The following is an 8,796-nucleotide window of genomic DNA, read 5'->3' as shown; positions in this document are numbered from 1 at the left end:
AAATCAGGCCTATGGTATGGGGCTCAAGAGCTGAGATACTTGCGCCAAATTTCGTTGGGCACAGAGTGGGACACCAGCGCCAGGGCGATGAAGCGCGGCCGGCCGGGCCGGTTTCGCAGGGTCAGGCCGGCTTCCTCCGGCGTGCGGTTGCCCTTGCGCACGTTACAGCGCTGACAGGCCGTCACCACGTTCTCCCAGGTGGTCTCGCCCCCGCGCGAGCGCGGGATGACATGGTCCACCGTCAGCTCGGCCCTGCCAGGGGTTTCGCCGCAGTACTGACAGGTGTAATGGTCGCGGGCCAGGATGGTACGGCGTGTCAGCGGGATTCCCAGCCGGCGAGGGATGCGCACGTAATAGACCAGCCGGATCACCGCCGGCATAGGCATCACCCCGTTCGCAGAGCGCAGTTCCTCGTTCAGGGCCTCGACAATCTCGGCCTTCTCCTTCAACAACAGGACGATGGCGCGCTGCACCGAGACCACATTGATCGGCTCATACGTGGCGTTGAGCACCAGCACGCTGTGTTGAGATACGGCACTCATACATCCTGCCTCGACCGAAGCGTGACAAAAGGCGATTTCCCAATTCGAACCGCATTCTACCCCGCCGGCATGCAGTTTGTCAAATGTGCGGGAGCTCTTACAACCAGCCAGCATGTAGGTGACTGTCACCGGGCTTCAGCGCGGCGCCAGCACCACGAATACGCCGACATGATCCGAAGGCCACAGCCAGCCCCCGCCGGCCGGCTGTGGCCGATCAAACGCCCGCCTGGCCTCTACCACGCGCAGTTCTTCTGCACCGGCGCCGGCCAGGAACACATAATCAATGCGCTTTTCCATCGGCTCCTGCGGGCCGGCGGTCAGCGAGTCCACACAGCAGGTGAATCCTTCCATGTCCGGGTGCGCCGCACGCCACGTATCCAGCCATTCGGGATCCAAAAGCCGCATCTGCGGCATATCCGGAGCGGCGTTGAAATCGCCGGCCACCACAACCGGCTGTGGCGGCAGACCTCTCACCCACTGTGCCAGAAACGCGATCTGCCCGGCATTCGCTTCGGGATGCTCCTGCGTCGTCAGATGCACGGAGACCACCGTCAGCGGGCCGATGGGCGTGCGCACGGCTGCATACAGCGCGATACGCTGTTCAAAGGGGGCCGGCCGCGGTTCCAGCAGTTGGACGCCGGCGTTTTCCAATGGATAGCGGCTGAGAACAGCCTCCCCCTCCTCAAAAAGTATCGCCCAGCGGTTGCCGTTGGCACGGGCGTACACGTAATTCATGCCCAGGCGTTCCGCCAGCCGGCGCGCCACCAATCCCGTTTTCGGTGTCCAGGCCGCCTCCTGCAGAAGGACGATGTCGGCATCCAGTGCCTCTATTTCCCGCGCCACCAGCTCCAGGCGCTCATGGATATACCCGAAGCGGGGGAAATCGTGCAGGAGATTGAGGGAGGCAATGCGCACCTCGGGGGATGGCCGGCCATCCCCCGGTCTGGCACATCCGACGGGACATCCCTCGACATTCCCCGGCCGGCTGACCTGTGAGACCCAGAGCCCTATCAGGGCAAGGGCCGCCAGTACCACAAGGAGGGTTCGGACGCCGCGATGAAGCCTCACCATTTCCGCCATGCCGTGTCAATGGGGTTCAACTGCGCCACGGTGAGTCTCATACTGCGCTCCTGAAGGTTTGGGGGAAATCGCTACCTGCTCTCATCAATGATCTCTGCGATCATTTCCGCCAGCGCCTGGCGGATGGGGGTATAGCGCAGTCCCAGCTCGCGCTCTGCCTTCGAACCATCAAACTCCAGGCCGGCGCGAATGGTGCGGATGGAATCCCACGCCAACTGCCAAATGGGCGGCCGGCCGCTGAGATAGGCCCAGGCGGTCGCCAGCATAGAGGCGGCCAACACCAATGGGGTGGGCATGACCAGACGAGGCAGGGGCACGCCGGCCATCTCGCTCACCATGCGGTTGAACGCTCCCCATGAGAGGCGCTCCTTGCCCAGCAGATACCGCTCGCCAATGGTGTCCGGTTTCTCCAGCGCCAGGATGATCGCCTCCGCCACATCCCGCACATGCACCCAAGTGATGACGCTGTCCTCAAAGACGCGCGCCGGCAGTTCCCGCTTCACCAACTGACGCACATACTGACCGCTGGCCTTCACGTCTCCCGGGCCGAGCACACCGCCCGGATACAGGACAACTAGAGGAAGCCCCGAGGTGCGCTGAAGCTCCCAGGCAATGCACTCGCCGGCATATTTACTGCGGGCATAGGCGCTCAGCAAACGCCTGCCGGCCGGCGCATCCTCCCGGAATGGACGTTGCAGCGGTACGCCATATACCAGGGAAGTGCTGACCAGGACAACTTTGGACACGCCGGCCTGCAGGGCGCACTCCATCACACGGCGCGTGCCTTCGACATTGACATCGTAGTAGCAGCGCGGCCGGCGTTCCCAGAAAGAATACAGCGCCGCCAGATGCACCACCGCGTCGTGCCCCTGCATGCCGGCCAGCACGGCTTCCCTATCGAGGATATCGCCGAACACGAGGCGTGCCCCGGCGCTTTGCAGATATTCCAGCCGGCTCCCCGGCCGTACCAGGCAGGTTATCTCATGCGGGGTGTGGCGCAGGCGGGCGATGAAATGCCGGCCGATGAAGCCCGTCGCACCGGTAACGAAAACCCTCACCGTGCCCCTCGTCAGCGCCGCGCGTAGGTGCCCATCAATTCTCCCTGCGCCAGGATGTGTCCCTGCATGGCCGACTGCACATCCTTTTTGGCGGCGTCAGGCACCAGGTCAAGGAAAATATCCAGGGCATAGAGCCGGAAGAAATAGCGGTGGGTGCCGGCCGGCGGACACGGCCCGCCGTACCCCAACTTGCCCCAACTGTTCTTGCCGTGTCGGGCGCCGCTGGTGAGGGTCTCCAGCGCCGGCACTGCCTCCTCGAGGGAGCGCGCTCCCGCCGGGAGATTGAAGAGCACCCAATGCGTCCAGGTGCCGGCCGGCGCATCAGGATCATCCATGATTAGGACGAAACTGCGCGTGCCGGCCGGCGGTTCGCCCCAGTTCAGCGGCGGGGAGATATCCTCGCCGTCGCAGGTGAAGCGTGCTGGAATAGGCTGGCCGTGCGCGAAGGCCGGGCTGGTAAGGGAAAGGGATACTGCCGGCGCGGAGGGCGTGGTGCGGGCACAGCCGGCAAGGATGATGATCCATCCGGCAGTTATCAGCACATGCAGAAGCCGGCGCATGGCAGACATGCCCATCCTCCTTTCGTGCGAAAAGCCTTTACTCCCCCCACAGCAGATGCACCTCGCTCAGATCATACTCCGCCACCTGGTCAAATTCCACATCCAGAATGCCCATCAGAAAGTGCGGCTCTGCCGCTTCCCAAATGGCATAGCTCGTGAGGCCGTCCGCGCTCATGAACCAATGGCGGAGGCGGATGCCAGGCGGCCGCCGGCGCGCCATCTTCAGCGCGGCGTTGAAGAACGCCAGGTCATCGTTGACGTGGAAGATGACCATATAGAGGTGAGTCTCGTTCTTACCGTAGCCGGCCGCGTTCCTGCTCATGAGATCGCATCTCCGACAATAATGCCCAGCAGACCAATGATCACCCCCACATGCAGGAGCAGGTCACTGGTGGCCAGGACACCCAGGGCGGGGAAAAACTGCACCACGAAGTTCAATATCACCAATACCACGGCGATCAGCACCGGCAAGCCCTTCGGGTCGAACCGCATTTGCCCTACCTCCCCGGCTGTACCTTCTGAGGCTCTCTATCAAAAAAGTATACCACAGCGGCCGGCTCCCGCAACCATCCGCCGGCATTTTTCCCGCTTTCACTCCCCCTGTGGTATAATGCCGGCGATATCCTTGCCAACCCATTTGCCAGAAAGGCGGTGAAGCATGATGCGTACATCGGCCCTCGATGACCTGGCGGTCAATACCATCCGCATGCTTTCCATCGACGCGGTACAGCGCGCCAACTCCGGCCACCCCGGCATGCCCATGGGCGCGGCGGACATGGCCTACACCCTGTGGGCGGACTTCCTGCGGCATGACCCGACCCGTCCCGACTGGCCCGATCGGGACCGCTTCGTCCTCTCCGCCGGCCACGGCGCCATGCTGCTCTACGCGCTCCTGCACCTGGCCGGCTACGACATGACCCTGGAAGACCTGATGTCCTTCCGCCAGTGGGGGAGCAAGGCGCCCGGACACCCGGAATACGGCGCCGCGCCCGGCATCGAAGTCACTACCGGCCCCCTCGGCCAGGGCATCAGCACCGCGGTCGGCATGGCCATCGCCGAGCGCTTCCTGGCCGCCACGTTCAACCGCCCCGGGCATGAAATTATCAACCACTATACGTATGTCATCGCCAGCGACGGCGACTTGATGGAAGGGATCTCCAGCGAAGCCGCCTCGCTGGCCGGCCATCTCAAGCTGGGCAAACTCATCGTGCTCTACGACGACAACGATATCAGCATTGAAGGCAAGACGGACATCACCTTTACCGAGGATGTCGGCATGCGCTTCCGAGCCTACGGCTGGCATGTCCAGCACGTGGATGGGTTCGACCGGCCGGCCATCGCCCAGGCCATCCGCGAGGCCCAACAACGCGCAGATGCCCCCAGCCTCATTATCTGCAAGACCATCCTGGCCTACGGCAGTCCCAACCTGCAGAACAACCCCGAGGCGCACGGCGCCCCATTGGGCAAGGAGGAGGTGATCCTCACCAAGCAGAACCTGGGCTGGCCGGCGGACAAGGAATTCTATGTACCGGAAGAGGTCTACGCGCTCTTTGCGGACTTCCGCCGGCGCTGGACGGCAGAACGCCAGGCGTGGGAGGAGCGCTTTGCCGCCTATGCCCGGGAATACCCGAAAGAGGCAGAGCTTCTGCAAACCCTGTGGAACAATCAACTGCCGGCAGGATGGGAAGAGCATCTGCCGCCCCTGCGCTCGGAGGGTAAAGAAGCGACCCGCAACAGCTCCGGCGTGGTGCTGAACGCCATCGCGCCCTACCTCCCCACCCTGATGGGCGGCTCGGCGGACCTGGCGCCCTCCAACAAAACCTACCTCAAGGGCGCCGGCGATTTCCAGGCCGGCAGTTACCACGGCCGCAACCTGCGCTTCGGGGTGCGCGAGCACGCCATGGGCGCTATCCTCAACGGTCTGGCCCTGCACAAAGGCCCCATCCCGTACGGCGGCACCTTCCTGGTCTTCTCCGACTACATGCGGCCGGCCATCCGCCTGGCGGCCCTGATGGAACTGCCGGTGATCTATGTCTTCACCCATGACAGCATCTTCCTCGGTGAGGACGGCCCCACCCATCAGCCCATCGAGCACCTGGCCGCCCTGCGCGCCATCCCCCATCTGGTGGTCATCCGGCCGGCCGATGCCAACGAAACGGTTATCGCCTGGAAGGTCGCCCTCCAGCGGCGGGAAGGCCCAACTGCGCTCATCCTTTCCCGGCAGAACCTGCCCATCCTGCCGCAAACCCAACAGCACTGCGCCGAAGATCTGCCACGCGGCGCCTATGTGCTTTCCGACCCGCCCACACCTTCCCTGGACATGATCCTCATCGCCACTGGCTCCGAGGTGCATCTGGCGCTTGGCGCCCAGAAAGCACTGCTCGAAAAGGGTATCGCGGCGCGCGTGGTCAGCATGCCGAGCTGGGAGCTTTTTGACGCCCAGCCGCAGGAATATCGCGATGCTGTGCTTCCGCCGGCCGTGCGCCGCCGCCTGGTCATCGAGGCCGGCACCTCTCAGGGCTGGTGCAAATATATCGGCGAGGCCGGCCGCACCCTGACCATAGACGGCCGTTTCGGCGCCTCGGCGCCGGCGGAGGTCCTGGCAGAAAAGTTCGGCTTCACCGTGGACAACGTGGTGCGCATCGCCCTCAGCATGATGTAAGGGGAAAAGTCCCGACCCGCGGGGCTATCCCCCGCGGGTTTTCTGTTTCCCTTTCATGTGGTACCTGGTATATACCAGACAGGCGGCACTTGACGAAAACAGAGAATGGTATATACTTTTTCTTACTTTCCAGTAAGTGGATTCCTGCCGTGAGCTGGACGCGCGAAGGACTGAATCTGCCCCTGCAGTGTGACACTGTCATCTTCGACGTGGACGGGGTGCTCATTGACGATTCCACCAGCTACTCCGCCACCATCAAAGCGGTTGTGCGTCATGTCGTGCATCTCATGCACCGCCGGCCGGAGGGCCTCAGCCAGGTCGAAGATCACGATATCCGCGCCTTCAAGGCCGCCGGCGGCTTTAACGACGACTGGGTGCTCAGCTACACACTGGCCGGCATCCTGCTGGCCTGGCCGGGCGAGGCACGTCCGGACCTGCCGGCCATTGCCCGGGAGAGCGCCGGCCGCGGTGTGGATTGGGTGCGGGCACACTACTTCCCGCATGTTCCGCTCGATTTCGAGCAGGTCCGTCAGCTCTGCCTGGAATACTTCTGGGGAGAGGACCTGTTGTCCGAAAAGATGGGCCTGCGGGCATTGTATTATCACGGGCCGGGGTTCGTGCGGCAGGAACGTGCCCTGGTGCCGGCCGACTTCCTTCAGCGGCTGAGGGCCGCCGGCGTCCAGCGCTTCGGCATCATCACCGGGCGCGACCATATCGAGCTTGGGGTTGCCCTGGAGACGCTGGGATGGGACGAGAGGGCGTTTGCCGGCATCGTCACCGCCGACCACGTGCGCAAACCCGACCCGCGCGCCCTGCATATGGCGCTGGAAGCCCTCCAGCCGCGCCGCGCATTGTACATAGGCGACACCGGCGATGACCTACAGATGATGGAGAACTACCGCCGGCAGTATGCCGGCCCCCCGTGCCTGTTCGCCATGGTAGTGAGGGACCGCATGCCGCGGGAGGGTGCGCCGGCGGGGGTGGATATAATTCTGGAACGGGCAGAGGACATCCTGGCCTTACTGGGTGCGTAACATCCCGACACCATCGTTTTTCGCACGACAGGAGCAAGCAGATGTCATCAACGGTTCTGGCCGGCATCCTGGTCGTCATTGCGCTGGGATTCGACTTCTTCAACGGCATGCACGACAGCGCCAACATCGTGGCGACTGCTATCTCATCGCGCGCCATCTCCCCACGGCGGGTGATGGTGCTTACCGCGCTGTGTGAGTTCGTCGGGCCGCTGATCTTCGGTGTTTCGGTTGCCACCACCGTTGGCGATAAAGTCGTGGCCGCCAATACGATCACCATCGCTGTCACGCTGGCCGCCCTGCTCGCCGCCATCATCTGGAACATCATCGGCATCCGGTTGGGCATTCCAGCCAGCAGTTCGCATGCCCTGCTCGGAGGCATCCTGGGGGCGGCGGTGTTCGGGTACGGCGTATCCATCGTGAAGATGGACGGCCTGATCACCGTGCTTATCTCGTTGTTCGTGTCACCCCTGCTGGGGCTGATTGGCGGCTACATCATGATGAAACTGTTCCTGTTCCTGGCGCGCGGCGCATCGCCGCGGATCAACCACTGGCTCAAGCGGGCGCAGATCCTCACCACCGCCGGCCTGGCCCTCAGCCACGGCGCCAACGACGCGCAGAAGACGATGGGCGTCATCACCATGGGCCTGGTGGCAACCGGCCTTCTGCCGAGCTTCCAAGTGCCCACCTGGGTCATTCTGTCGGCCGCCGGCGCCATCGCCCTGGGCACCTACATGGGCGGCTGGAACGTCATCAAGACCCTGGGCGCCAAGTTCTATAAGGTGCGCCCCATGCACGCCTTCACCTCCCAGGTAACGTCGGGCATTATCATCATGGCTGCCTCGATACTCGGCGGCCCCGTCAGCACCACCCAGGTGGTCAGCTCCAGCATCATGGGCGCCGGCTCCGGCCAACGCATTTCGCAGGTGCGCTGGAAGGTCGGCCGGGACATCCTCATCGCCTGGGTGCTGACCATACCCGTCACAGCGATACTGGCCGCCCTGCTGTACATGCCGATTTCTCTCCTGGTTCGCGCACCCTAAGGGTTCGCTTAGCACAAGGGGGTTTCCTATGGGACTGAAAGAATTCTTCAAGCCGAGACAGGACAACTTCATCCGCCTGCTCATCCAACAGGCGGAGCAAACCGCCATTGGGCTGGATGCCCTGCATGAATATATGAAAACCCGCGACCCAGCCCATGCTCAGCGCGTCATCCAGGCGGAGAAAGATGCCGACGAACTGCGGCGCATCCTGATCGACGAGCTTCACCGCACCTTCGTGACGCCCATCGACCGGGAAGACATCTTTCGGCTCTCGCGCGCCATCGATGATATCCTCGACTACGCCTATTCCACTGTGGATGAGATGCAAATCCTGAACGTGGAGCCGAACGAGCACCTGTGTCATATGACGGCACTGCTGGCCAAAGCCGCCCGGGAAATTTACATGGCGATGCAGAGGCTCCAGGAGCATCCCAAGGTGGCGGCGGAGCATGCGGTGCGGGCCAAGGATATTGAGAACCGGGTGGAAAACGCCTATCGCGAGGCGCTGGCAGACCTGTTCCGGGACCCTTCTGATTTGAACAAAGTAGTCCAGATGTTGAAGCTTCGCGAGGTGTATCGCCATATCAGCAACTGCGCCGACCGCGGGGACGAGGCGGCCAACATCATCGGAGACATTGTGGTGGAGACCACCTGAGCCTGCGCCGGCCGGCGGCACCCCACCGCGCCTCGGGCCCACGCTTCCGCACGGCGCCTTCCCGCGCGCCTCCCTGGCGCCGGTTGATAGAACCTGCCCATACATAACACCAGGGGCGAGGTCACCCTGTCCGCCAAAGGAAAAACATGGCCAGAGGCGGCACAA

General features: G+C 63.3%; 10 protein-coding genes. 4 read left to right on the top strand and 6 right to left on the bottom strand.

The features are described 5' to 3' along the window. Nucleotides 1-23: 23 nt before the first annotated feature. From H5T60_08150 to H5T60_08125, 6 genes are all read right to left on the bottom strand, one after another. A complete protein-coding gene (locus H5T60_08150; GenBank protein MBC7242400.1) occupies nt 24-542 on the bottom strand; it encodes an HNH endonuclease in 519 nt (172 codons plus the stop codon). Nucleotides 543-677: 135 nt separating this feature from the next. Further along, nucleotides 678-1,577, bottom strand: coding sequence for an endonuclease/exonuclease/phosphatase family protein (locus H5T60_08145; GenBank protein ID MBC7242399.1), 900 nt, complete (start codon nt 1,575-1,577; stop codon nt 678-680). Between the two features lie 116 nt (nt 1,578-1,693). Continuing rightward, entirely contained in the window at nt 1,694-2,680 is a 987-nt protein-coding gene (locus tag H5T60_08140; protein ID MBC7242398.1) for an NAD-dependent epimerase/dehydratase family protein, read from the bottom strand. Between the two features lie 11 nt (nt 2,681-2,691). Continuing rightward, nucleotides 2,692-3,249 (bottom strand): YbhB/YbcL family Raf kinase inhibitor-like protein, encoded by a 558-nt coding sequence (locus H5T60_08135; protein ID MBC7242397.1) that lies wholly within the window; start codon nt 3,247-3,249, stop codon nt 2,692-2,694. Between the two features lie 28 nt (nt 3,250-3,277). Continuing rightward, complete coding sequence (locus tag H5T60_08130) at nt 3,278-3,562, bottom strand: hypothetical protein (protein MBC7242396.1); 285 nt, start codon at nt 3,560-3,562, stop codon at nt 3,278-3,280. Further along, nucleotides 3,559-3,732 carry a hypothetical protein gene (locus tag H5T60_08125; protein ID MBC7242395.1) on the bottom strand — a complete coding sequence of 58 codons (174 nt, stop codon included), beginning with the start codon at nt 3,730-3,732 and terminating at the stop codon, nt 3,559-3,561. The genes H5T60_08130 and H5T60_08125 overlap by 4 nt, the downstream gene beginning before the upstream one ends. Before the next feature lie 169 nt (nt 3,733-3,901). On the opposite strand from H5T60_08125, the gene tkt reads away from it, so the two are divergent. The 4 genes from tkt (at nt 3,902) to H5T60_08105 (ending at nt 8,631) form a co-directional block, all read left to right on the top strand. Beyond that, entirely contained in the window at nt 3,902-5,902 is a 2,001-nt protein-coding gene (gene tkt, locus H5T60_08120) for a transketolase (protein MBC7242394.1), read from the top strand. A 149-nt stretch (nt 5,903-6,051) separates the two neighbouring features. After that, entirely contained in the window at nt 6,052-6,936 is an 885-nt protein-coding gene (locus H5T60_08115; GenBank protein MBC7242393.1) for an HAD-IA family hydrolase, read from the top strand. Between the two features lie 41 nt (nt 6,937-6,977). Continuing rightward, nucleotides 6,978-7,976, top strand: coding sequence for an inorganic phosphate transporter (locus tag H5T60_08110; GenBank protein ID MBC7242392.1), 999 nt, complete (start codon nt 6,978-6,980; stop codon nt 7,974-7,976). A gap of 28 nt (nt 7,977-8,004) precedes the next feature. Further along, nucleotides 8,005-8,631 (top strand): DUF47 family protein, encoded by a 627-nt coding sequence (locus H5T60_08105; protein ID MBC7242391.1) that lies wholly within the window; start codon nt 8,005-8,007, stop codon nt 8,629-8,631. The last annotated feature ends 165 nt before the right edge of the window (nt 8,632-8,796 follow it).

The organism is Anaerolineae bacterium, assembly GCA_014360855.1.
Lineage (GTDB): Bacteria > Chloroflexota > Anaerolineae > JACIWP01 > JACIWP01 > JACIWP01.
The sequence above is the reverse complement of the archived record's forward strand: the minus strand, read 5'-3'. Positions and strand labels throughout refer to the sequence as shown.

Excerpts from the sequence above, each read along its gene's own strand:
- H5T60_08150 (MBC7242400.1), bottom strand. The coding sequence starts at position 542 with ATGAGTGCCGTATCTCAACACAGCGTGCTGGTGCTCAACGCCACGTAT.
- H5T60_08135 (MBC7242397.1), bottom strand. The coding sequence starts at position 3,249 with ATGTCTGCCATGCGCCGGCTTCTGCATGTGCTGATAACTGCCGGATGG.
- H5T60_08130 (MBC7242396.1), bottom strand. The coding sequence starts at position 3,562 with ATGAGCAGGAACGCGGCCGGCTACGGTAAGAACGAGACTCACCTCTAT.
- H5T60_08125 (MBC7242395.1), bottom strand. The coding sequence starts at position 3,732 with ATGCGGTTCGACCCGAAGGGCTTGCCGGTGCTGATCGCCGTGGTATTG.
- tkt (MBC7242394.1), top strand. The coding sequence starts at position 3,902 with ATGCGTACATCGGCCCTCGATGACCTGGCGGTCAATACCATCCGCATG.
- H5T60_08110 (MBC7242392.1), top strand. The coding sequence starts at position 6,978 with ATGTCATCAACGGTTCTGGCCGGCATCCTGGTCGTCATTGCGCTGGGA.
- H5T60_08105 (MBC7242391.1), top strand. The coding sequence starts at position 8,005 with ATGGGACTGAAAGAATTCTTCAAGCCGAGACAGGACAACTTCATCCGC.